Source organism: Achromobacter sp. 01N37 (genome assembly GCF_056399725.1).
This window is the reverse complement of record NZ_JBFTRX010000003.1, coordinates 395,067-417,117: the sequence shown is the minus strand read 5'-3', so window position 1 is coordinate 417,117 and position 22,051 is coordinate 395,067. Positions and strand designations below refer to the sequence as shown.

Genomic DNA, 22,051 nt, shown 5'->3' with positions numbered 1-22,051 from the left:
GATGCCTTGGGCCGTCAGGCCTTACTCGCACATTCGTAGACCGTCTGCCCGCGCAGACGAAAATCCCGGCTGATGTAGGTGAAGTTCTCGGAGTGCCCCGCAAACAACAGGCCGCCCGGTTTGAGCAGCGGCGCGAAGCGTTCAAGAATTTTCGCCTGCGTCGGCTTGTCGAAATAGATCATGACGTTGCGGCAGAAAATCACGTCGAACTTTTCGTTGATCGCCCAGGAAGGCGCCAACAGGTTCAAGGTTTCATACCGCACCATGTCGGCGATCTCGGGGCGCACCCGCACCTGCCCCGCGTTCGCGCCGCGGCCTTTCAGGAAGAAGCGGCGCAGGCGCTCGTCTTCCATCTTCGCCACGCGTTCGGCCGGATACACAGCGGCGCGCGCGCGGTTCAGCACATTGGTGTCGATGTCGGTTGCCAGCACCGTGGACGACGCTCCGCGCGGCCCCAGCGCTTCAACGAGCGTCATCGCAATCGAATACGGCTCTTCACCCGTGGATGCAGCGCAGCACCACACCGACACCGGGCCGCCGCGCTTTTTCGCAAAGTCCGCCAAGATCGGGAAGTGGTGCGACTCACGGAAAAACGCCGTCAGGTTGGTCGTGAGCGCGTTGACGAACTCTTCCCACTCGGGCGCATCAGGCTCGTTTTCCAGCTGATCCAGATAGCTGCCGAAGTCCTGCCGGCCAAGTGCGCGCAGACGCCGCGCGAGACGGCTGTAGACCATTTCGCGCTTGTGCGTGCCCAGCGAAATGCCGGCGCGCACGTGAATCATCTTGCGGACGCGGGAAAAATCCGCGTCGCGAAAATCGAATTGGCGGTCCACCGAAATGGACGGCGCCGAAGTTGCTGCAGTGGCCACTCGGTTCCTCAGTGCCCAAGCGCAAACGCGTCAGGCGCTTGCAAACGTGAGTCTTCATCAGACGAACGCACCGAAGACAGGCGATGCGCCGGCACTTCGATGACTTCGCCCGCATTGATCTTGAACACCGCCACGGCTTCCGCCAGGCGTTGGGCTTGTTCTTGCAGCGAGCCCGCTGCGGCCGCCGCTTCTTCCACCAGCGCCGCGTTCTGCTGCGTCACTTCATCCATCTGCGATACGGCGCGGTTCACTTGATCGATCCCGCTGGACTGCTCTTCGGACGCCGCCGAAATTTCGCCCATGATGTCCGTCACACGTTTCACCGAGGCCACGATCTCTTGCATCGTTGCGCCCGCGCGCTCCACCTGTTGCGAACCCGCGCCCACCTTGGTCACCGAGTCTTCGATCAAGCCCTTGATTTCCTTGGCGGCTTGCGCGCTGCGCTGCGCCAGCGAGCGCACTTCGCCCGCCACCACCGCAAAGCCCTTGCCCTGTTCGCCGGCACGCGCGGCTTCCACAGCCGCGTTCAGCGCCAGGATGTTGGTCTGGAACGCGATACCGTCAATAACAGAAACGATTTCCGAAATCTTGCGCGAGCTGGCCGAAATGTCGTGCATGGTGTTGACCACTTCCGACACCGCGGAACCGCCCCGCTCGGCCACGTCCGACGCGCTTGCCGCCAGCTGGTTGGCCTGGCGCGCGTTGTCGGCGTTCTGCTTCACGGTGGACGCCAGTTCTTCCATCGACGCCGCAGTTTCTTCGAGCGACGCCGCCTGCTGTTCGGTACGGCTGGACAAGTCCGTGTTGCCAGCCGCGATTTCATGCGAACCGACGTTGATCTCGTCCACACCACGGCGCACGGTTGCCACGGTGCGCGTCAGGCTTTCCTGCATGCGCTTGAGCGCGGCGAACAGCTGGCCGATCTCGTTTGTGTTGCGCACGTCAACACGCGCCGTCAGGTCGCCGCCAGCGATGCGGTCAAAATGATGGCCCGCTTCCTTCAGCGGCTGCAACACACGGCGGCGCAGGAAGACATAGGTCGCGAACACCAGCAGCGCGGCAATCACACCACCCGCGCTAACGGCGATCAACACAAACTGGTAACGCACCTGCGCCACTTCGTGCGCATCCAGCATCTTGCTGGCGCGCCAGAAGTCAAAGCCTTCAACGGCGCGGGCAAAGCGGCCTTCCAGCGCATCCTGTACCGTTTGCACCTGCTTCTGGTAGGCCGGCATGTCGGCCTTTTCCAGCGCGGCGATCAACGGCGTCAGCCCTTGCTGTTGCAGCGCCGCGTACGACGCTTCAATTTCCTTCAAGGCTTCCGCGGCTTCTGCCGGTTGCGGCAGCGTCTTGTAGTACTCGTATTCCGCCTGGCCCTTGTTCATCGAGGCCTTGGCGCGTTCGAGCAGGCCGGTGGCTTCCGCCGACAGGCCCGTGGTCAGCAAGGTGGCCTGGCCCACGCTGCCGACGATGTCGGCATAGTTGGCGGTGGCCGCGCGGCCCAGACCATTCATGGTGTCCTTGTAGCTGGACACGACCCGGCCGACGGCGTCGTCGAGTTCCTGCGATTGCTTGATTTCGGCGAGGGTCCCGTTGCTGATGCGCAAAGACAACACGCCAAGCGCCGCCCCAATCACCAACATGAATGAGAAAAACGCCAGCACCCACAACAGGCTGCTGCGTATCGTCATGTTCGCGAAAAACTTGCGCATCACAAGAACCATCCCTTGACTGCAATCGTTAAAGGAAAGCGCCACATCGGATTCAATATGGCGCCTCTACCCCGCTATCCGGCCGGATTCCGATCAGGAAGCGACCTTCTCCACCAGCGCCATTTCATCGCTGGTCATCATCTTTTCAATGTCCACCAGGATCAGCATGCGCTCATCCACCGTGCCCAAGCCCGTCAGGTACTCGGTGGACAGGGTGGCGCCGAATTCCGGCGCCGGACGAATCTGGCCGGCGTTCAACATCAGCACGTCCGACACACCGTCAACCACGATGCCGACGACGCGGCGATCCAGGTTGAGGATGATGACGACGGTCTGCTCGTTGTAGTCAACGCGGCCCAGGTTGAACTTGATGCGCAGGTCCACGATCGGAACGATGATGCCGCGCAGGTTCGTCACGCCCTTGATAAAGGGCGGAACGTTGGCGATGCGGGTCACCGTGTCGGCGTCGTAGCCGCGGATTTCCTGCACTTTCAGGATGTCGATGCCGTACTCTTCATCGCCCAGCGTGAAGACCAGGAATTCGCTGCCGACATCTTCGTTGCGCGCGGATTGCGCTTGCGGTTTGGCTGCCATGATTTTTTAATGCTCCATCAATTCAAAATGGCTTCGGGCTGCGACCAACGTTCACGGTTGGCGCGCGCAAGCGCAAATACGTCGACAATCAGCGCCACGCTGCCATCGCCAAGGATGGTGGCGGCCGAGATGCCGGGAACCTTGCGGTAATTCGACTCGAGATTCTTCACGACCACCTGGTGCTGCCCAATCAGGTGATCCACCAATAGCGCAAAGCGGCGGTCTTCGGCCTGCATGATGACCGCGATGGCCTGCGTCGGGTCCGTCTGTGCTTCGTGCACTGAGAACACGCGGTGCATCTCGACCAGCGGCAGGTATTCGCCGCGCACATGCATCACGCGTTCGTTGCCGGCCACCGAGTAGATCTGATCGTTGGTGGGCTGGAGCGATTCCGTCACATGGTTCAGCGGCAGGATGAAGGTTTCTTCACCCACGCGCACCGACATGCCATCCAGAATGGCCAGCGTCAGCGGCAGCACGATACGCGTCGTGGTGCCATTGCCCGGCTCGCACGACAGCTGCACGTGGCCGCCCATGTCTTGAATGTTCCGGCGCACTACGTCCATGCCGACGCCACGGCCGGAAATGTCCGTGACCTTTTCTGCGGTTGAGAAACCCGGCGCAAAAATCAGCTGCCAGATTTCGTCATCAGGCGAATTCTCGTTGACGGCCAGGCCTTGCGCCATCGCCTTCTTCAAGATCTTCTCGCGGCTCAAGCCACCGCCGTCGTCGCTGACTTCAATGACGATGTTGCCGCCATTGTGTTGCGCGGACAGCACCAGCTGGCCGACCGGGTCCTTGCCTGCCGCGATCCGCTTTTCAGGCGTTTCGATGCCGTGGTCCAGGCTGTTGCGGACCAAGTGCGTCAGCGGGTCGATGATGCGTTCGATCAGGCTCTTGTCCAGCTCGGTCGCGCGGCCATAGGTTTGCAGTTCGATCTGCTTGCCCATCTTGCCGGCGATGTCGCGCACCAGGCGGGGGAAGCGGCTGAACACGTAGTCCATCGGCATCATGCGGATCGACATCACCGCTTCCTGCAGATCGCGGGCGTTGCGTTCCAGCTGTTCCATGCCATTCAACAGGCGGTCGTGCAGCACCGGGTCCAGCGTGGACGCGGTTTGCGCCAGCATGGCTTGCGTGATGACCAGTTCGCCCACCAGGTTGATCACCTGGTCAACCTTTTCCACGCCCACACGAATCGACGTGGATTCCTTGTCGGCATGGGCGGGTGCAGCGGGACGGGCGCGGGCCGCGGCCTGGGTGATGGCCTCGGCGGCGGCGGCGGCGGACTCGGCCACTACCGGCGCAGGCGCGGCGGCGGCAGCGACAGGTTCGGCAACGGGGGCAGCAGCAGCAACCGCGGCGGGCGCGGCTTCGGCGGCGGCCGGTGCGGCCGAGCTGGCCGGCGCGGCTTCACGCGTGATGCTCAGTTGGTCGCCGTCAACGATGAAGCAGCAAACCGCTTCAATGTCGTCCGGCGTGCAGGTGCTGTCCACCCACACGGTCAGCACGCCATCGGCGCGTTCGCTGGCGCGGACGTTGCCCAGGTTGCCCATTTCTTCGAGCAGGGACGCGGCGTCCTTGTCCGACACCTTGGTGATCTTGACCTTGAGCGGCAGGTTGCCGGCCGCGGCATCGGCCACGGGCGCAGCCTGCTGCACGGGTTCGGGCGCAGCGATGGGAGCCGGTGCGGGAGCCGGAGCCGCTGCCACGGGTGCGGGCGCTGCCGCAGGCGCCGCGGCGGGGTCCTTATGCTCTAGCGCCAACTGCCTCAACACGGCGCAGATACGCTCAAACACGGCTTCATCGGGCTCTTCGGAGGCCCGGTAGGCATCCAGTTGGCTTTTGAGCACGTCTTTCGTTTCCAAGAAAATATCAATCATGTCCGTGCGCAGCGCCATTTCGCCGCGACGGATTGCGTCCAGAAGGTTTTCAAGCAGGTGGGTAGTACCCGCCAACTGCGTGAAACAGCCGAATGTCGCCGCCCCACCCTTGATCGAGTGGGCCGCGCGGAAGATGGCGTTGAGCTGTTCGATGTCGGGCGCGCCCACATCGAGTTCAAGCAGCAACTGCTCCATCTGCGCGAGCAGCTCATCCGCCTCGTCGAAAAAGGTCTCGTAAAACTGACTGAGGTCCAAACCAGAACTCATGACCCGTACGCCTTCATAAATGAACCTGCTTTACGCGCCGGCCTGCTCATCGAGCAGCTCGGTCGCTAATTCCACCAGCACATCAGGGTCGACCGGCTTGGACAGCCAGCCACAAACGCCCAGATCCCGAGCGGCCATCTTGCTGTCCACGTCGTCTTCGGTGGTCAGCACCAGCACCGGCACGTCCAGGTACTGGTCCATTTCCCGCAAGCCCTGAATCAGCTCCAGCCCGCCCTTGACCGGCATGTTCCAGTCACTGACAACCAGGTCTACCGGGTGGCTCTTGGCCACATCCAGCGCTTCCTGGCCGTTGCCGGCCGTCAGTACTTTCCATCCCGCGCCCGTCAGCGTCGCCTGCACGATCATGCGCATCGTCGCCGAATCGTCCGCCACCAGAATCGTTGCCGCCATTGCTATCGAACCCCTTCAGCTTGCGGCGTAGTCGCCGCGTCGCCTGGTTTGGTTGCCGTCGCGGCCTGGGCGGCGGCTTGCACCGCCTCCACGGCCGTCCCCACCTCGCGGGCATCTTTCGCGCTGACGTCCGCTGCCGCGGCGTTCTCGTTTTCGATGCGCTTCTGGGTGTTCATATTGAGCACCACGAGGCTGATACGTCTATTAACGGCTGCGTACGGATCATCTTTAACCAGACTCATGCTGGAAGACAGACCCTGGATACGCATGACCTTGCTTTCGCTCATGCCGCCGGCCACTAATTCCTGGCGCGACGCGTTTGCGCGGTCGGCGGAAAGCTCCCAATTGCTGTAGGCGCGTTCGCCGCGTGCGTACTGCGACGCGTCGGTGTGGCCCGAGATACTGACCTTGTTGGGCAGCTCGTTCAACACCGGCCCCAGCTCACGCAGGATGTCGCGCATGTACGGCTGCACTTCCGCACGGCCGGTGGCGAACATCGGGCGGTTCTGGTTGTCGATGATCTGAATGCGCAGGCCTTCGGTCGTCAGGTCAATCAGCATCTGCGGCCTGAAGCTCTTCAGGACAGGGCTGGTCTCAATGACGTTTTCAAGGCGCTTTTTCAGGTTTTCCAGGCGATGCTGTTCGCGGCGCTCGGCGTCGCCCATTGGCTGCGACTCGACCCGGTTGCCCTGGCCACGGCGCACATCGCCCTCGCTGCGCAAGGGGTCGCGGCCGCCGCCTGGCACCGCGCTGGTTTCGGCGGAGCTGCTGGGTCCGCCCGTAATGGCCACGCGCAACGGCATGCGGAAGTATTCCGCGATGCCCTTGAGTTCTTCGCGCGGCACGATGCTGATCAGCCACATCACCAGAAAGAACGCCATCATCGCCGTGATGAAGTCGGCGTAAGCGATCTTCCAGCTGCCCCCGTGGTGCCCGCCGCCCTTGACCTTCTTGCGGCGGATCACCACACGGTGGTTGTTTACCGTGCTCATGGCCCGCTCCGTCAGGCCTTGCCGGTCGACTTGGTTTGCCGGACGTGCTCTTCCAGCTCACCAAACGTCGGACGCACAGACGAGAACAGCACCTTGCGGCCAAATTCCACCGCCAGTTGCGGCGGGTAGCCGTTCATGCTGGCCAAGAGCGTGGTCTTGATGCATTCCAGCACTTTCATGGCTTCGTCGTTGCGGCGCTCAACGCGCGAGGCCAGCGGCCCCACAAAACCGTAGGCCAGCAAAATACCCAGGAAGGTACCGACCATGGCCTTGGAGATCAGGTCGCCCAGAATGGCGGGCGGCTGGTCCACGGCGGCCAGCGCCTTGATCACGCCCAGCACTGCGGCCACGATGCCGAATGCCGGCAGGCCGTCAGCCATCTGCTGCAACGCGTGCGCAGGCACTTCGCGCTCGTGGCGGTAGGTTTCGATTTCCTCGTCCATGAGCGTTTCGATTTCAAACGAGCTCATGTTGCCGCTGATCATGATGCGCAGGTAGTCCGTAATGAACTCCATGAGCTTCGCGTCTTTGGCGATGCGGGGATATTCGCTGAAGATCGGGCTGGAGGCCGGGTCTTCAATATGCGATTCGATGGCCATCAGGCCTTCACGGCGCGCTTTGTTCAGCAACACATACAACAGAGCCATCAGCTCCATGTACACGTCTTTGCTGTAGCGCGAGCTCTTTAGCGCGTCGGGCAACGCCTTCTTCACCAGCATCAGCGACTTCTTGCTGTTGCCGGCCAGGAACGCGCCGAAAGCCGCCCCGAAGATCAGCGTTAGCTCAAAGGGCTGGTAAAGCGCGCCCAAGTGGCCGCCCAGCGCTATGAAGCTGCCGACGACCGACACGATCACCACGAGAAAACCGATAACAATCAACACATCAGGCCCCTGCCAACGAAGTCTAAAACTGGCGTCAATGATCCCCTGTTCCCCCCGACCCAAAAAGGCGGGTTACGGGGAGTTTTCCAGGGCTTTTGATGTATTTGGACGCGGGAGGTCAAGGACGCGCGGCGTCGACGGCAGGCGCCGGACGGCTGCCCGCACGTGCTTTTGCTGCGGCGCGCGTCTTGCCGGCGCGAGGTGGCGGGCGGCAAATGGCGCACACAAAATCCGATTGCGGATCGTGAGCGTGGGCGATGAAATGACCGCCGCATTGGCGGCAGGCGGACAGCTGGAGCATGCCGCTGTCAAAGAAGCGCACCAGCATCCAGGCGCGGGTGAAGCTCAGGACGGGTTCGGCGTTTTCCGCCGTGTCCAGGCCGGCGTTCTCCAGATACAGGCGATACGCGTCGATGGTGGCGCGGATGCCCTTGCTGCTTGTGCGTGCATTCAAAAACGAATACACGTTATAGAACAGCGAAGAATGGATGTTCGGCAACCAGGTCATGAACCAGTCAACCGAGAAAGGCAGCATCCCCTTGGGTGGCGAGCAACCGCGAATTTCCCGGTACAAGCGTGCAAGGCGGTCATGGCTCAGGGCGGTTTCCGCCTCGAGCACCTGCAGTCGGGCTCCTAGGGTAATCATGGAGCTAGCAAGCAGGATATCGTCCGCTTCCTGAGATACGCTTTTGGAGGCCATTACACGTTCCGTTTGAGGATTCGAGTGGCGGTTAAGCCAGTTCTTCTACAGGTTGCTTGGCCAACAGGATCGTTGCGTGGGCTTGTTGCAGTGCACCACCCAGTACGTCATGGGTCAGCGCCGACAGCAGGCTGTAATCATCAAAACGGAACCGGCACAGCAGCGAACTGGAGCTGGCCAGTTTCACCAGTTGTGCCGGCGACAGACGCATCAGGATGTCAGCAACTTCATTGCTGAACCCCAGACGGAACATCGACGCAGCATAGTCATCACGCAACATACGTTGCGCAAGTAACAGATATGACAGATTCACTTCACGAATGTCTGCCAGCAAAGAATTTTCGACTTGTTGCACGCCCTACTCCCTATCCCTATCCCACCCACGGGGCTTGATATCCAAAAGCATCGGCAACCTGCGGTTACCTGACGCTGCTACATCCTGTTTTAATGCGAAATGTATCATTTGTTCGCAATTTAAGTAAAATTTACCACAGGTGATGTCATTTTCTATGACTTATATGACAAATCTTTGTTGATATTGCGCAACTTGTTAGATTAGACACACCTTGACATAGAAATCGGTGACGAATTTACGTCAATTTGGCAAATAAGCATTCAAAACATTGCGTACTTCGGGGAATGAAATGTTGTGCAGTGCCGACAATGGCACCTTGACGATCACCTGATTGCTAGCTTTAGTGCAGCCGCGCGTTTGTCGACAATGTCGCAAATTGACAACGACCGACAATGCGTCACGATGGACACCGCCTGACATTCCCGCAATGCCCCACGCAGAAGACAGCTTGGTCGAATATGCCCCGCTCGTGCGGAAGCTGGCCCTGCAATTGCTCGCCCGGCTACCCGCCAGCGTTGAGCTTGACGACCTGATACAGGCCGGCATGATCGGCCTGCTTGACGCCGTAAGGCGCTATCAGGAAACCGCAGACGCCCAATTCGAGACCTACGCCACGACCCGTATTCGTGGCGCGATGCTGGACGAGCTTCGTAGCCAGGACTGGCTGCCGCGCAGCGTCCGCGCCAAGGCGCGCAAAATCGAGCAGGCCATTTCCCAGCTGGAGCAGCGCTTGATGCGCTCGCCCTCTGAAGCCGAAATCGCCCAGCAGCTTGAAATTCCGATCGACGAATACCAATCATTGCTGCACGACGCGCAAGGCGTGCAGATCGTTCACTACGAAGATTTCACGACCGAAACCGATTCCGCATCAGGACAGTCGGATTGGGCCGCAACACTGAACCATGGTTCGGCAGGCGGCAATCCGCTGGATTCTTTATTGGCTGGCGATTTCCGCCAGGCGCTTGTGCACGCCATCGACTCCCTGCCCGATCGGGAAAAATTGTTGCTGTCGCTGTGTTACGAGCAAGGCCTGAATCTGAAAGAGATTGGCGCGATCATGAATGTGACCGAGGCGCGGGTTTGCCAGCTGCGGTCGCAGGCAACGGCGCGCATTCGCGCCAAGCTGAAGGAACAGGCTTGGCAAGAGCTGCCCTTGGAGGGGCAGATCGCGCAGATCATCTAGCGCTCTCACTTACCCATGTATATAGACCCTTCTATATAGGGTTACGCAGACAGTGCAAAAACCAACGGGCGCCCCAGGCGCCCGTTTCGCATTTCGGGCCCTGGCCCACGCCAGCAGGCGCTCGCGGCGGATACAACAATAAATAAGACTTTCGCGAAATAGGGCTAAAGAATGATTTGGGACTGCCGTAATCCTTGCAACGGAGAGATTCTTAGACAAAAAGTCGACGAACTTTCCCGTTAACACCAGTGGGCGGCGTTGCTGCCCGGTTTGAAGAAGCCTTTCTCTCTTGGGAGCACCAACATGGCTGCCGTTATCAATACCAACTACCTCTCGATGGTTGCTCAAAACAACCTGAACAAGTCGCAATCGACGCTGGGCAGCGCCATTGAGCGTCTGTCGTCGGGCCTGCGCATCAACAGCGCCAAGGACGACGCCGCTGGTCAAGCCATCGCCAACCGCTTCACCGCCAACGTCAAGGGCCTGACCCAAGCCGCCCGTAACGCCAACGACGGCATCTCGATCGCTCAAACGACCGAAGGCGCGCTGAACGAAATCAACAACAACCTGCAACGCGTTCGCCAACTGTCGGTTCAAGCCGCCAGCGGCACGAACTCGCCGACCGACCTGGACTCGATCCAATCGGAAATCAAGCAGCGTCTGGACGAAATCGACCGCGTGTCGGCTCAAACCCAGTTCAACGGCGTGAACGTCCTGGCTAAGGACAACAAGCTGACGATCCAAGTTGGCGCCAACGACGGCGAAACCATCACGATCGACCTGAAGGAAGTCACCGCCAAGACCCTGGGTCTGGATGGCTTCAACGTGTCGGGCCCGAAGGGCACGCAGGCTGCTGTTAGCACCGCTCAATACCAAGCCGCCTACGGCTCGACCACCTCCATGACCGCCAACACCGTTGCCGAAGGCACCGCTGGCGATCTGGCTGGCCGTCTGGGTGTTGCTTCCGGCAACGTCACCGTCGGTTCGGCTGCTGAAGCTGACGAAAACGGCAACTGGTTCGTCAAGGTCGACGTGTCGGCTGCTGACGCTACCGAGTCCAGCAACCTGAAGGCCAAGGGCTTCGACGTCGCTTCGGGCGCATCGGGCTCCTACTACATCGCCGTGAACCCGAAGGACGCCGACACCACGACGACCACTGGCACCGCCGCCTTCACGCTGAAGACCGACTCGCTGCCCCTGACCAGCCTGACCAAGGGTTCGACCTCCAACCCGCTGGCCAAGCTCGACGCCGCTCTGCAAAACATCGACTCGCAGCGCAGCTCGCTGGGTGCGATTCAGAACCGCTTCGAATCGACCGTTGCCAACCTGAACAACACGATCAACAACCTGTCCGCCGCTCGTTCGCGCATCGAAGATGCCGACTACGCTACGGAAGTGTCGAACATGACCAAGGCTCAGATCCTGCAACAGGCTGGTACCTCGGTTCTGGCTCAAGCCAACCAAGTGCCGCAAACGGTTCTGTCGCTGCTGCGTTAATTCCAGCGGACGGTTCCTCGGCTCCGGCAGAGAAGGAAGTTTCTTCTCCGCCGCTGCCGAAGCAGTATCAAAAACCAGCCTTCGGGCTGGTTTTTTTATGCCTGACGGATGCGGGGCTGCCGCATTCGCACGTTCACATTCACATTCACGATCCCGTTCACGTGCATCGGCATCAAGGCGCAAAAAAAGGGGCGGAAAATTCCGCCCCTTTTTGTTTCCTTCCGACTGACCACTTCGCGTTCGTTGCAACCGCTTCGGCCATCGGCAGTATCGGTGCTTACGCCGTCACCGCCCCCATAGCCTGCACCAACGCGGCCACCGCTACGGGGTTGTCATTGATGAGGTCATGCCCCCCCTTCACGCGTTCAACCCGGCAGCCCAGACCGCGCAGACGCGCCAGATCGGCTTCGTCCAGGCAGCACGGCACGGGAGGCATCTTGCGCGGCGGCTGCATCGGCACATCGCCGGTCACGACCAGCACAGGCTGCGTGACGCCCTCCAGCAGATGCCAGTATTCGCGCTCCACCGCGGCCGTTGGCGTCACGCCATAGATGTCCAAGGCGAAGCTGCGCAAGTAGCGGTCGTCCGGCCGGCCGGCAATGGCGCCGCGCAGGAACGCGTGGTTATGCCAAAGCTTCGCCGCACTGAAAGGCGTATCCAGCAACACCAGCGCCTGGCATTGCGCCGTGCGCCGTGCAATGGCCAACCCCACGCTGCCGCCGAACGACGCGCCGATGACGCCAAAGCCTGCCGGCAGCGCGGTCAGCAGCGCAGGCAACAGCTCGTCAGCAAAACCCGCTACCGACATGTCCGCGGGCGCTGTGCTGTTGCCGCAACCCGGCAAATCGACGAACAGCAAGTTGGCATCTGGCAGATGTTTTTCAATGCCTTGCACGGTGGCGATATTGCCCAGCGAGCCGTGCAGCACCACCCAGGTCGGACGCCCTTCCCGCCAGTTCGCCGAACGGCGTGCGCGCAGCTGCCCGGAGCGGCCTGACAGCATCTCGAACGGGGCGGCAACATCTTTGCGCAGCCGCGCATGCCAGGCCTCGCGCCCTTGTTCCAGCGCCGCCAACGCCTCGGGCGTGCCGCGCATGATGTCGCGCGCATGGCGCTCGATGATGTCTTTGGGCCAGTCCCACCAGCGCAGCGCCAGCAAGCGTTCCGACACGGCATCGTCAAAGCGGCGGCGGCGGAACTGCGCGGGGTTGCCAGCCCAGATTTCGTAGGGGCCAACATCGCGCGACACCACCGATCCTGCGCCGATCACGGCGCCGGTGCCGATCGTCACGCCCGACATGATCTTGCTGCCGGCGCCGATCCAAACGTCGTGGCCAATGGTGACGCCGCCCTTTGTGCTGGAGTAATCCGTGATGGATTGCGTAGACGAAAACAAGGTGCCGAAATGCGGCGCCGAGAAGGGGTAGATCGTGTAGGTGTCCTGGCGATGGTAAGCGCCCAGAATGATCTCGACGTCGTGCCCGATCGTGCAGAAGTTGCCGATCGTCAGCCGCGCGGGTTCGTGCGGCTGGTTATGCGGGAATACCGACGGCACGCCATAGGAATAGTCGCCAATGCTGTAGAGCTCGGGGTCCGACAAGCCCAAGGCCGTGAACACCAGCCCGCGCACGCCGTGCTCAAGGGCCATCGTCAGATGACGCGCCCCCTGATGCGCCGGCCGTGCGGCGTGGATCTGCCGGCTGATGTGCTCGGCTTCGGCACGCTTGCCTTCCCGCCAGTGACGCACCGCCAAGCCAAAGGCCTCATTCAGACCCATCGTTTGTCCGCCCGCGGCCCCCTGGCCGCCCTTCGTCGACGATGTCATTACAAACACTCCAAAATTAGTTGCTGCGTGCGCTCTCGCGATACCGCATGACGGCCGCCGGGCTGCCGCCGATGACTGCGTATTCAGGCCACTCGCCGCGCAAGACCGTGCCGGCCGCGACGACGCAGCCGCGCCGTAACACACAGCCGTCAAGCAGCACGCAGTTCGCGCCGATCCAGCAATCGTCTTCGATGACGATGCCGCCCTTGCTGGGCATGAAGCGTTGCTCGATGATCGTTTTGTCGCGGCTGCGGTATTCGTGGTTGGTCGGCGCAAGCGTTGTGTTGGCGGCGATCAGGGTGCCACGGCCAATCGAAATGCCGTTGCCGGAATAGATCACAACACCGGAATTCAAATAGACCTGGTCGCCAATATGTACGTCGCCATCGCCGCCTGCGAACTTGATCTTCACGAAACTGTCGATGGTCACGTGGTCACCGATGACAACGGCGTTGCCTCGCACGGAGCGCTCGATGTCGGCCAGCGGGGAAATCTTGGCCAACGTGGAAATCTGGTTCATGCCTTGTGCTCCATCAGGTACGTCAAGGTTGCACGAAGAAAGGCAGCCATCGCGGCGTGCTCGCAGCCATCACGCGTTGGCAATTGCCGCGACTGGAATTGGTAGATCGGCGCGGCCGCTTCCTGCGCATCGCCTGTCTGCACCGGGATCTCTCGCCCAAGGAGCTCGCTGGCCTGGCGCGCCGCCAAGGTGGCCAGATCGCGAATCCGCCAGTCGCCGCCCGCCACGTGCAGCAAGCCCTGTCCGGCGGACACCAGGCGCAGGGCCGCTACGTCGGCAAAGTACGCCACGTCCAGATAATTGCGCATGGCCAAGCCCTGCCCATGCAAGACGATCTTGCCCGCATTCACCGCCTGGCGGCAGAAATCAAACGGCGCCAGCGTCCAGCGATCAAATCCGCTCCAGGACGCCGGCACGCCGTAAAGGTTCGACGGCCGAAGGATATCGACCGACATGCCCAGCGCGCGGGCGGACCAGTCGAACAACTGTTCGGCTTGCCAATGCGTCAGCCCGTAATCATTGCCTGGCACGGCGGGCGCGGCCTCGTCCAGTACGCCCTCGGGGCGCCCGTATACGTGAAACGTAGAGACATACATCAGACGCCGGATGCCGGCGCGCTCGCAGGCTTGCAGCAACGCCCGGGTACCCGCCACGTTCACCACATAAGCCGCTTGCGGGTCCGCGCGGCAACCCACCTCGTGCATTGCCGCGGCATGAACACAGGCGTCGATGCCCGCGGGCAGCACCCGTTCGRCCACGCTGCGCGGGTCGGCCAGATCCAGTTGCAGATCATTGGCGGGCGCTCGGCCCGCTGTCACGACCTGCACACCCTGCGCACGCAAGCGCGCAGCGACCGCGCCGCCCGCATAGCCGTTCGCGCCGGTCACCAATACCCGTCGGATCATGGCTGCGCGGCGTAAATGAAGGGCGAATCAAAGGCGGCGGCTTGTGGCAGCGCGGCGTCGCGTGGCGACATCACGGGCGCGCCGATGTCCGCCTCTCCTGCCCACCAATCAATATCCGTGCTCTGCGCATGCACTCCCGCATCGCGCTCGGGGTCGTGTACGGACGTGGTGTAGTACAGCAACGCCGTGCCGTCGCGATGTGAGGCAAAGCCATGCGCCACGCCTCGCGGCACGTACACCGCCTGGGGCTCGGCGCCATCCAGCATCAGGGAAACCGATTGCCCATAGGTGGGCGAGCCCCGGCGCAAGTCCAGCAAACCGTCGCGCGCGCGTCCCACCAGGCAGGTGACGAGCTTGGCGTGATCGGACGGCGGCAACTGAAAATGCATGCCGCGCAATACCCCGCGATGCGATACCGACACGTAGGACTCCGTGAAGCCGGTCTCAAGCCCCAGTGCCGCTAGCGTCGGCGCGTGCAGCAGTTTGCGGAACTCGCCACGCGCGTCCGGAAAGCTCGGCAGCGTCAGCACATAGCAGCCCGGAATCGCCAACGCCTGGGCGCGCATGTCAGAAGCCCGCGCCGAAGAACAGCTCGATGCGGCTGGCGGCGTAGTCCAGCATGTCGGGGGTCAATGCGGGCTGTACACCGATCCAGAACGTGTTCTGCATGATGATCTCGGTATTGGCCAAGTCGCCCGACACGCGATAATTCTGGCCCACCATGGACGGCTGGCGCGTCAGGTTGCCGGCAAACAGCAGCCGCGTGCCCACCTTGTCCTGGTCCAGGTACGTCAGCAGGTCGACCCGGCGCACGTTGGCTTCGGGACGCAACGTGATGGGGAAGCCAAACCACGAAGGGTCCGAACCCGGGGTGGCCTCGGGCAGGATCAAAAACTCTTCGCAGGACGCCAGGCGTTCTTTCAAGAAGCGGAAGTTTGCCTTGCGCTGCGCCACGAATTCTTCCACACGATCCATCTGCGCCAGGCCACAAGCCGCCTGCATGTCGGTGATCTTCAGGTTGTAGCCAATATGCGAGTACGTGTACTTGTGGTCATAGCCTTCGGGCAGGCTGCCCAGCTTCTGACAAAAGCGGCGGCCGCAGGTGTTGTCCTTGCCCGGCGCGCAATAGCAATCGCGGCCCCAGTCGCGGAACGATTCAGCGATAAGCTTCAGGTGGGGATCGTTGGTGAAGACCGCCCCGCCCTCGCCCATCGTGATGTGATGCGCGGGGTAGAAGCTGAGCGTGCCGATGTCGCCGAAGGTGCCGACCATGCGGCCGTTGTAGGTCGAGCCCAGCGCGTCGCAGCAGTCTTCAATCAGCCAAAGGCCGTATTTCTTGCACAGCGCCGTGACCACGTCCAGGTTGTAGGGGTTACCCAACGTGTGGGCCAGCATGATGGCCTTGGTGCGCGGCGTAATCGCGGCTTCCAGGCGGCTTGCGTCCACGTTGTACGTGCCCAGTTCCACATCCACGAACACCGGCACCGCGCCGAATTGCAGGATGGGATTCACCGTGGTGGGAAAGCCCGCCGCCACGCCAATGACTTCGTCACCACGGCGGATGGCGCGATCCCCCAGTTTGGGCGAGGTCAGCGTCGAAAACGCCACAAGGTTGGCCGACGATCCCGAGTTGACGGTGATCAGGTGCTTGACGCCCAGATACTGCGCCAGCCGTTGTTCGAAGGCGTCGTTGAAGCGGCCCGTCGTGAGCCAGCCGTCCAGCGACGCCTCGACCATGGCTTTGAGTTCCGCCGCGCCGATCAGCTTGCCCGATGGCGGCACCGCCGTCTTGCCGGGCGCAAACGCTGCACGCTCGCGCTCCTGGGCCTCGTGGTACTGATCGACCAACTGGGCGATCTGCGCCCGGATTTCGTTAGGATTCATTGCTTGTTCTCTAAAACCGTTATGTTCTTGGCGCCGCAGGCGGCTCAGACCGCACCATAGGCCGCGATTTGCGCGTCGCACAAGGCGCGCGCGTCAGCGCCTTCATGCAAAGCGCGATACCACTGCATGGTGTTGGCCACCCCTTGCGCCAGGCTCCAGCGCGACGCCACACCCAGCACCGACCGGGCGCGCGACGTATCCAATGCCAGCAAGCCCGCTTCGTGCGGACCCTGGGCCGACTGCCCGTACACCACCTCGCCCGAGCCGTACGCCGCGCGCGCGAGTTCGACCACGTCGCGCACCGTCGCGGTATCTTGCGATGGCGGCCCGAAGTTGTAGGGGCCAGCCAGCTCTGGACGCGTCCACAGCATCTCGGCCAGGCGCAGATAGCCCGCAAGCGGCTCCAGCACATGCTGCCAGGGCCGCACCGCATTCGGACTGCGAATATCCAATGCAATCTGGCCTTGCCACGCGCGCACAGCGTCTGGCAGCAGCCGGTCTTCCGACCAGTCGCCCCCGCCAATGACATTGCCTGCACGCGCCGTGGCCAGCGCTACCCCCTGCGCCGCCAGGAAGGCATCGCGATAGCAGGCCGCCACCAGTTCGGCCGCAGCCTTGCTGGCGCTGTAGGGGTCATGGCCGCCCAGCGCGTCGCTCTCGCGATACGGATGCGGCCATTCCTCATTGCGGTAGACCTTGTCGGTGGTGATGCAGAGCGCCACGCGCACGTCCGGCAAGCCCCGCAAAGCGTCCAGAAGGTTCGCCGTGCCCATCACATTCGTGTCAAACGTCTGCAACGGCTCGCGGTAGCTCAGACGCACCAAGGGTTGCGCCGCCAGATGCAGCACCACCTCGGGCCGCGCCTGGCGCACGATAGCGGCCAACGCGCCGGCGTCGCGGATGTCGCAAAAATGGCTGTCCGTCACGCTGGCGATAGCGGCCGCGTCAAACAGGCTGGGGCGGTCCGTGGCGGGCGGCAGCGCCACCCCGCACACCTGTGCGCCCAGGCGATGCAGCCACAGTGCCAGCCAGCCGCCCTTGAAGCCCGTATGGCCCGTCAGCAGCACGCGCTTGCCGCGCCAGAAGGCGCCGGGCACCTCGTTCACCACACTCTCCAGGGCGCCTTGTTCGCGTCCCAAAGCGCTTCCAGCATGCGTTTTTCGCGCAGCGTGTCCATGGGCTGCCAGAAACCCATGTGCTTGAACGCCATCAGGTCGCCGCCGCGCGCCAGCGATTCCAACGGTTCCATCTCCCAAGAGATGTGATCCGCTTCGATCAGCGGCAGCACCTTGGGCGACAGCACGAAGAAGCCGCCATTGATCAAGCCGCCGTCGCCGCGCGGCTTTTCCGTGAAGCCGGCGACCATATCGTCTTCCATCTTCAGCGCACCGTAGCGCCCGGGCGGCTGCACCGCCGTCACCGTCGCCAGCTTGCCGTGCTGCCGGTGGAACGCGATCAGCGCCGAAATATCCACGTCCGCCACGCCGTCGCCATAGGTGAAGCAGAATGCCTCTTCGTCCTTCACGTAACTGGCCACGCGCTTGAGACGGCCGCCGGTCATGGTGTCGTCGCCCGTATCCACCAAGGTCACGCGCCAGGGTTCGGCATGGCGTTGATGCACTTCCATCTGGTTGTTCGCCATGTCGAATGTCACGTCCGACATGTGGAGGAAGTAGTTGGCGAAGTACTCCTTGATGACGTAGCCCTTGTAGCCGCAGCAAATGACAAAGTCATTCACGCCGTGGGCCGAATACATCTTCATGATGTGCCACAGGATCGGGCGCCCGCCGATTTCCACCATGGGCTTGGGCTTGACGTGGGTTTCTTCAGAGATGCGGGTACCGAGCCCGCCCGCGAGAATGACGGCTTTCATACGGATCCTTCACACCACTTTTTGAACATGCCGCGATAGGCGGCTTCGACTTTGCGCGCAAAGGCGGGCTCGTCCATCAGGGCGCTGGCCTGCATTTCCTGGCGCAGGCCGGCGCGGGTGCGCGCCAGTGCGGGGATGTCGCTTGCCAGGGCCACCACCTTGTCGATGTATTCGGCTTCAGTCTGCGCAATCCATTCCTTGCGGCCCAGGCCAGCCAAAGTGGATGCACCGATTCGGCCCACGCCCATTCGCCCCGCCAAGGTCACGTATGGCAGGCCCATGTACAAGCTTTCGAACAGGGTCGTGCCCGAGTTGTGCGGGAAGCAATCCAACGTGATGTCGGCACTGCGCAGGACGTCCCAGGGCGGGCTGTGAAAGCCGATCTCGATCCGGCCCGCATCGATGCCATGCTGCGCAAACAGGTCATGCAGATCCTTCTGCATGCGCTCGGAGAAATAGCTGTTGCTGTCGACGACCAGGCGCGAACCCGGCACGCGGTGCAAGATTTCGGCCCAGGTGCGCACGACCCGGTAATTGAAACGGATAGCGCGTGAGAGCGTGATGAACCGAATGTGGCCGTTCTGCAGCGCCGGCAATTCAGAGACTTCGCCCATGCCCAGCTTGGGGCGGTAGGCAAAGTTCGTCGTGTCCAGGCGCCAGGGCTTTTCAGCGAACAGCGATTCGGTTCCGGGCGGCGCCATCTCGTCATCGATCAGGATGTAATCGATGGCCGACAAGCCGGTGGTGCAGCCGAATCCCAGCCACGTCACCTGCACCGGCGCGGGCTTGCGCACGAACGTCGCCAGGCGGTTCTGGGCGGTATGGCCGGCCAGATCCACCAGCACATCGATCTTGTCATCGCGAATGCGTTGCGCCAGCGCGTCGTGCGACAGGCCGTTGGTGCGCACCCAGTGATCCGCATAGGTCTTGAAGGCGGCGGTGCCTTCGTCTTCCTGGTCCAGCTGCGCGTAGGCGTAGATCTCGAAGGCCGACTTGTCGTGCCGGGCCATCAACGGCTCAAGAAACAGACGCACCGGGTGGGTGCGGAAGTCCGGAGACACGTACCCGATCCGCAGCTTGCGGCCCGGATCGCGTGTATTGGAATGCGGTTTCCAAGACGCCCGATGCGGCGCGCCCAGACGCTCGTCAAACGCGCGATAGACCTCGAACACCTCTTCCGCCGTACGGTCGGGGAAGTAGTTCATGCCAAAGAAGCGGGAATGCTGCACCGTGGGGTTATCGGGCTGGACTTCCAGCACGCGCAGATACTCGGCTTCCGAGCCTGCGAAGTCACCCATGTCGGCCAGGGCCACGCCCAGGTTGCCACGCGCTTCCACGTTGGCCGGATTCAGTTCGAGCATGTGGCGGAAGGTCGCCACCGCTTCATGGAACCGGGCAGCGCTGCGATAGCAATTTGCCAGCACGTTCAGCGCCTGGGGATGGCCAGGCGACAATTCCAGCGCCCGGCGGCAAGCCGCGTCCAATTCCACGGGGCGGCGCAAGGCGCGCAGCGACATCGCCACACCCACATAGCAATCAACATCCTCGCCACCGACCTGAAAGGCTCGCAGGAAGGCGGCCAGCGATTCGCCAGACTTGCCCGTGTCGCGCAGCACCGTGCCCAGCACTTCCCAGGACGTGCTGTATTCCGGTGCGCGCTTGGTCAGTGCCCGCGCACGCCCCTCAAGGTCACCATCACTCTTGGCGTTGACCAGGGCCGCCAGTTCTTGCGCTTCTTTGAGCACCGCCTTGGTGATGCCCTGCGCGCGCGCCGGGGCCGAGATACTGCCACCATAGCGTTGCTCGAAACCACAACGCGCCATGGCGTCGATGTACAACGCCCAATAGGGTCCGCGCGCATCGCTGGCGCTCAGGCCCGCCTCAATGTAATCGCACCAGTCACGAGCCCCCGCGACCGTCAGGCCGTAATGCCTGAGATGGTCGAGCAACCCGTCCACGGGCTGGGACGCTGATACGGCTGGCGCCTCGGGCGCGGGAGCAACAAAGTCCCCCGCCGACGTGAACTGCAATACCGGCGCCGCGATCTGAACGCTATCGCGCAGCCGATTCAGCGCCGCGCCGGCCTCCAATTGCCGCAAGGGCAGCACGTCGTGGTCGGAAAACGATGTCCTGACCGCCTCGTGCCACAGGTTGAACAGCGGCGCCCTGCCGTCTATCGCCGCCACCACGCCGGGAACAAGGCTTACCCCACCGGCCAGATCGTACGGCGTCTTGTCGACGCTGTAGCGTCCGATAGCGGCGTCGAACAAGGCTTGCAGCGCCTTGCCCACCGCCTCCTCCGCCGTACTACCCGCCGCAAGCTTCTTCTCAGCCACGTACTGGACCAGCGCCGCTCCTGGCACGGACGCCGGCCAGGCGTGGCCCAGCACGTCCGCAATGGCTTCCAGCACCGGGTTGTCGGTGCTCAGAATGTGGCCGGCATGCGTGACGAAATGGGTTTGACTGATGCTGCGCAGCCCTGCCGCCAAACGGCGGAAGCTGCCGGCCCAGCGCAGCTTGGGCAGCCGCGACAGGTCGGGACGCGGCAGCACTTCCTGCTCGCGTTCATGGTGAGTCAGCAATGTGCGGCGATAGGCGCGGCCAATGGAAAAGTCCAGGTATTGCTGCCTGAGCGCGCGCGGCTTGCCGAAACCCAGCAGGCTTTGGGTCAGCGACACGTTCGCGCCATAGTTCGGCGCAAGCTCGTGGCGGGGCTCGGCGTCGCCCACGCACGTCATGCCAAACTGCGCGGCCATGTCGGCGAATTCAGCGTAGTAATAAGGCTGGCGAGCCAGCAGGCTCAAACCCGCCGCCCCCTGCTCATCTAACGCCTGGGCGAAGCGCGTTGCCGCCTCGTGCAGCGAAGCCGCCAGCGGATTGGCGTTCGACACGCCATCGGTGAACAGCCCCAGGGCAGCGCGCGCGGCGGCAACTTGCTCGTCAGGGCTGGACGCGGCGTGCGCGTGCATCAGCACGGCTTCGCGGACGATTTCGGCCGCCTTTGCACCCGGATAGGCATCGAAACTGAGGTAGGCAACGCCTTCAAATGCCAGGTTCAGGCGGCAGATGCGCAGCAGATCACCGGTGCTTTCGCGCGGGACGGTGCTGTAAAGGTCGTGCGCGATGATGTAGTCAAATTCGCCGAAGTCCTGGCCAATGTCAGCAAACGACAAAGTATGCAAGGTCAGGTTGCCCAGCCCGATGGCGTCGGCGGCCCGGCGGCCCGCTTCAATGCGGCGGGGGTCGGTATCGACCCCGACCACTTGCGCTTGCGGATAAGCCACCGCGAAGGGCAATAGATTGCTGCCCGCGCCGCACCCGAGCTCGAGCACGCGCGCGCGCTCCAGCGGGACCGTTTCAACGCCATAGAGGAATGCCGCCGCGCGCATCTGGCCCGGCGAACACAGGTAGCTGATAGCCGGATCAGACACCGGGGGGGCCAAGTCAATGGCAAATGAGTCATCGGGGACTCGATCAGGCGCGTTCAATCCGTACTCCACGGGCAGGGTAATTGCGCAGCAGCATAGCAGCGGCTTTCAAGGGGGAAATGGGCGAAATGACGGGCTTTTTTGCCGGTTCTTGCGTGATGGCGAAAGTGCGCAAACTCCGCCGCAAAGGGAGTGGCGGCTTTTTGCACGCTTATTCCTTTTTTTGACCCGCTCGACTCACGTCATAATGACGGCGCAGATTTTGTATCATT

General features: G+C 62.5%; 19 protein-coding genes. 2 read left to right on the top strand and 17 right to left on the bottom strand.

What is annotated here, in order from left to right:
* Positions 1-14: 14 nt before the first annotated feature.
* The 9 genes from AC1DSJ_RS08020 to flhD all read right to left on the bottom strand — a co-directional run bounded on the left by AC1DSJ_RS08020 (position 15) and on the right by flhD (position 8,664).
* Complete coding sequence (locus AC1DSJ_RS08020; RefSeq protein WP_054425973.1) at positions 15-869, bottom strand: CheR family methyltransferase; 855 nt, start codon at positions 867-869, stop codon at positions 15-17.
* Positions 870-877: 8 nt separating this feature from the next.
* Positions 878-2,581, bottom strand: coding sequence for a methyl-accepting chemotaxis protein (locus AC1DSJ_RS08015; protein ID WP_054426353.1), 1,704 nt, complete (start codon positions 2,579-2,581; stop codon positions 878-880).
* 93 nt (positions 2,582-2,674) lie between these two features.
* Entirely contained in the window at positions 2,675-3,175 is a 501-nt protein-coding gene (gene cheW, locus AC1DSJ_RS08010) for a chemotaxis protein CheW (protein ID WP_054425975.1), read from the bottom strand.
* Between the two features lie 17 nt (positions 3,176-3,192).
* Positions 3,193-5,325: a chemotaxis protein CheA gene (gene cheA / locus AC1DSJ_RS08005; protein ID WP_441371253.1), complete on the bottom strand. Its 2,133-nt coding sequence runs from the start codon at positions 5,323-5,325 to the stop codon at positions 3,193-3,195.
* Between the two features lie 30 nt (positions 5,326-5,355).
* A complete protein-coding gene (locus tag AC1DSJ_RS08000) occupies positions 5,356-5,736 on the bottom strand; it encodes a response regulator (RefSeq protein ID WP_054425979.1) in 381 nt (126 codons plus the stop codon).
* Positions 5,737-5,738: 2 nt separating this feature from the next.
* Complete coding sequence (gene motB / locus AC1DSJ_RS07995; protein WP_054425980.1) at positions 5,739-6,728, bottom strand: flagellar motor protein MotB; 990 nt, start codon at positions 6,726-6,728, stop codon at positions 5,739-5,741.
* Positions 6,729-6,739: 11 nt separating this feature from the next.
* On the bottom strand, positions 6,740-7,609 hold the full coding sequence (gene motA, locus AC1DSJ_RS07990) for a flagellar motor stator protein MotA (RefSeq protein ID WP_046806435.1): 870 nt from the start codon (positions 7,607-7,609) through the stop codon (positions 6,740-6,742).
* A gap of 118 nt (positions 7,610-7,727) precedes the next feature.
* A complete protein-coding gene (gene flhC, locus AC1DSJ_RS07985) occupies positions 7,728-8,309 on the bottom strand; it encodes a flagellar transcriptional regulator FlhC (RefSeq protein WP_054425982.1) in 582 nt (193 codons plus the stop codon).
* Positions 8,310-8,340: 31 nt separating this feature from the next.
* Positions 8,341-8,664 (bottom strand): flagellar transcriptional regulator FlhD, encoded by a 324-nt coding sequence (gene flhD / locus AC1DSJ_RS07980; RefSeq protein WP_006219025.1) that lies wholly within the window; start codon positions 8,662-8,664, stop codon positions 8,341-8,343.
* A 427-nt stretch (positions 8,665-9,091) separates the two neighbouring features.
* Here flhD and AC1DSJ_RS07975 point away from each other — a divergent pair, with 427 nt between their 5' ends.
* Positions 9,092-9,847: an RNA polymerase sigma factor FliA gene (locus tag AC1DSJ_RS07975; protein ID WP_175169441.1), complete on the top strand. Its 756-nt coding sequence runs from the start codon at positions 9,092-9,094 to the stop codon at positions 9,845-9,847.
* A gap of 303 nt (positions 9,848-10,150) precedes the next feature.
* Positions 10,151-11,344 carry a FliC/FljB family flagellin gene (locus AC1DSJ_RS07970; protein ID WP_441371252.1) on the top strand — a complete coding sequence of 398 codons (1,194 nt, stop codon included), beginning with the start codon at positions 10,151-10,153 and terminating at the stop codon, positions 11,342-11,344.
* A 277-nt stretch (positions 11,345-11,621) separates the two neighbouring features.
* Here the strand turns inward: AC1DSJ_RS07970 and AC1DSJ_RS07965 are convergent, their stop codons facing one another.
* From AC1DSJ_RS07965 to AC1DSJ_RS07930, 8 genes are read right to left on the bottom strand one after another with little or no spacing between them, the layout of a single operon-like run.
* Positions 11,622-13,169, bottom strand: a complete 1,548-nt coding sequence (locus tag AC1DSJ_RS07965) for an alpha/beta fold hydrolase (protein WP_441371251.1) — start codon at positions 13,167-13,169, stop codon at positions 11,622-11,624.
* Between the two features lie 16 nt (positions 13,170-13,185).
* The gene (locus AC1DSJ_RS07960) at positions 13,186-13,689 is read right to left on the bottom strand and encodes an acyltransferase (protein WP_054425989.1); all 504 of its coding nucleotides are present in this window, start codon (positions 13,687-13,689) and stop codon (positions 13,186-13,188) included.
* Complete coding sequence (locus AC1DSJ_RS07955) at positions 13,686-14,594, bottom strand: NAD-dependent epimerase/dehydratase family protein (protein WP_476760293.1); 909 nt, start codon at positions 14,592-14,594, stop codon at positions 13,686-13,688. The genes AC1DSJ_RS07960 and AC1DSJ_RS07955 overlap by 4 nt, the downstream gene beginning before the upstream one ends.
* Positions 14,591-15,160: a dTDP-4-dehydrorhamnose 3,5-epimerase family protein gene (locus tag AC1DSJ_RS07950; RefSeq protein WP_441371249.1), complete on the bottom strand. Its 570-nt coding sequence runs from the start codon at positions 15,158-15,160 to the stop codon at positions 14,591-14,593. Before AC1DSJ_RS07950 ends, AC1DSJ_RS07955 begins: the two co-directional genes overlap by 4 nt.
* A 1-nt stretch (position 15,161) precedes the next feature.
* The gene (rfbH, locus tag AC1DSJ_RS07945) at positions 15,162-16,478 is read right to left on the bottom strand and encodes a lipopolysaccharide biosynthesis protein RfbH (protein WP_054425995.1); all 1,317 of its coding nucleotides are present in this window, start codon (positions 16,476-16,478) and stop codon (positions 15,162-15,164) included.
* A gap of 44 nt (positions 16,479-16,522) precedes the next feature.
* The gene (rfbG, locus tag AC1DSJ_RS07940; protein WP_441371248.1) at positions 16,523-17,584 is read right to left on the bottom strand and encodes a CDP-glucose 4,6-dehydratase; all 1,062 of its coding nucleotides are present in this window, start codon (positions 17,582-17,584) and stop codon (positions 16,523-16,525) included.
* Positions 17,581-18,351: a glucose-1-phosphate cytidylyltransferase gene (rfbF, locus tag AC1DSJ_RS07935; RefSeq protein ID WP_054425997.1), complete on the bottom strand. Its 771-nt coding sequence runs from the start codon at positions 18,349-18,351 to the stop codon at positions 17,581-17,583. The genes rfbG and rfbF overlap by 4 nt, the downstream gene beginning before the upstream one ends.
* Positions 18,348-21,782, bottom strand: a complete 3,435-nt coding sequence (locus AC1DSJ_RS07930) for a bifunctional class I SAM-dependent methyltransferase/glycosyltransferase (RefSeq protein ID WP_156336821.1) — start codon at positions 21,780-21,782, stop codon at positions 18,348-18,350. Before AC1DSJ_RS07930 ends, rfbF begins: the two co-directional genes overlap by 4 nt.
* Positions 21,783-22,051: the final 269 nt, after the last annotated feature.

What these genes read in the sequence shown, in the direction of transcription:
- rfbF (WP_054425997.1), bottom strand. Translation starts at nt 18,351, where the DNA reads ATGAAAGCCGTCATTCTCGCGGGCGGGCTCGGTACCCGCATCTCTGAA.
- AC1DSJ_RS07965 (WP_441371251.1), bottom strand. Translation starts at nt 13,169, where the DNA reads ATGACATCGTCGACGAAGGGCGGCCAGGGGGCCGCGGGCGGACAAACG.
- rfbH (WP_054425995.1), bottom strand. Translation starts at nt 16,478, where the DNA reads ATGAATCCTAACGAAATCCGGGCGCAGATCGCCCAGTTGGTCGATCAG.
- cheW (WP_054425975.1), bottom strand. Translation starts at nt 3,175, where the DNA reads ATGGCAGCCAAACCGCAAGCGCAATCCGCGCGCAACGAAGATGTCGGC.
- AC1DSJ_RS07960 (WP_054425989.1), bottom strand. Translation starts at nt 13,689, where the DNA reads ATGAACCAGATTTCCACGTTGGCCAAGATTTCCCCGCTGGCCGACATC.
- AC1DSJ_RS08015 (WP_054426353.1), bottom strand. Translation starts at nt 2,581, where the DNA reads ATGCGCAAGTTTTTCGCGAACATGACGATACGCAGCAGCCTGTTGTGG.
- AC1DSJ_RS07975 (WP_175169441.1), top strand. Translation starts at nt 9,092, where the DNA reads ATGCCCCACGCAGAAGACAGCTTGGTCGAATATGCCCCGCTCGTGCGG.
- cheA (WP_441371253.1), bottom strand. Translation starts at nt 5,325, where the DNA reads ATGAGTTCTGGTTTGGACCTCAGTCAGTTTTACGAGACCTTTTTCGAC.
- AC1DSJ_RS07950 (WP_441371249.1), bottom strand. Translation starts at nt 15,160, where the DNA reads ATGCGCGCCCAGGCGTTGGCGATTCCGGGCTGCTATGTGCTGACGCTG.
- AC1DSJ_RS08000 (WP_054425979.1), bottom strand. Translation starts at nt 5,736, where the DNA reads ATGGCGGCAACGATTCTGGTGGCGGACGATTCGGCGACGATGCGCATG.
- motB (WP_054425980.1), bottom strand. Translation starts at nt 6,728, where the DNA reads ATGAGCACGGTAAACAACCACCGTGTGGTGATCCGCCGCAAGAAGGTC.
- AC1DSJ_RS07970 (WP_441371252.1), top strand. Translation starts at nt 10,151, where the DNA reads ATGGCTGCCGTTATCAATACCAACTACCTCTCGATGGTTGCTCAAAAC.
- flhC (WP_054425982.1), bottom strand. Translation starts at nt 8,309, where the DNA reads ATGGCCTCCAAAAGCGTATCTCAGGAAGCGGACGATATCCTGCTTGCT.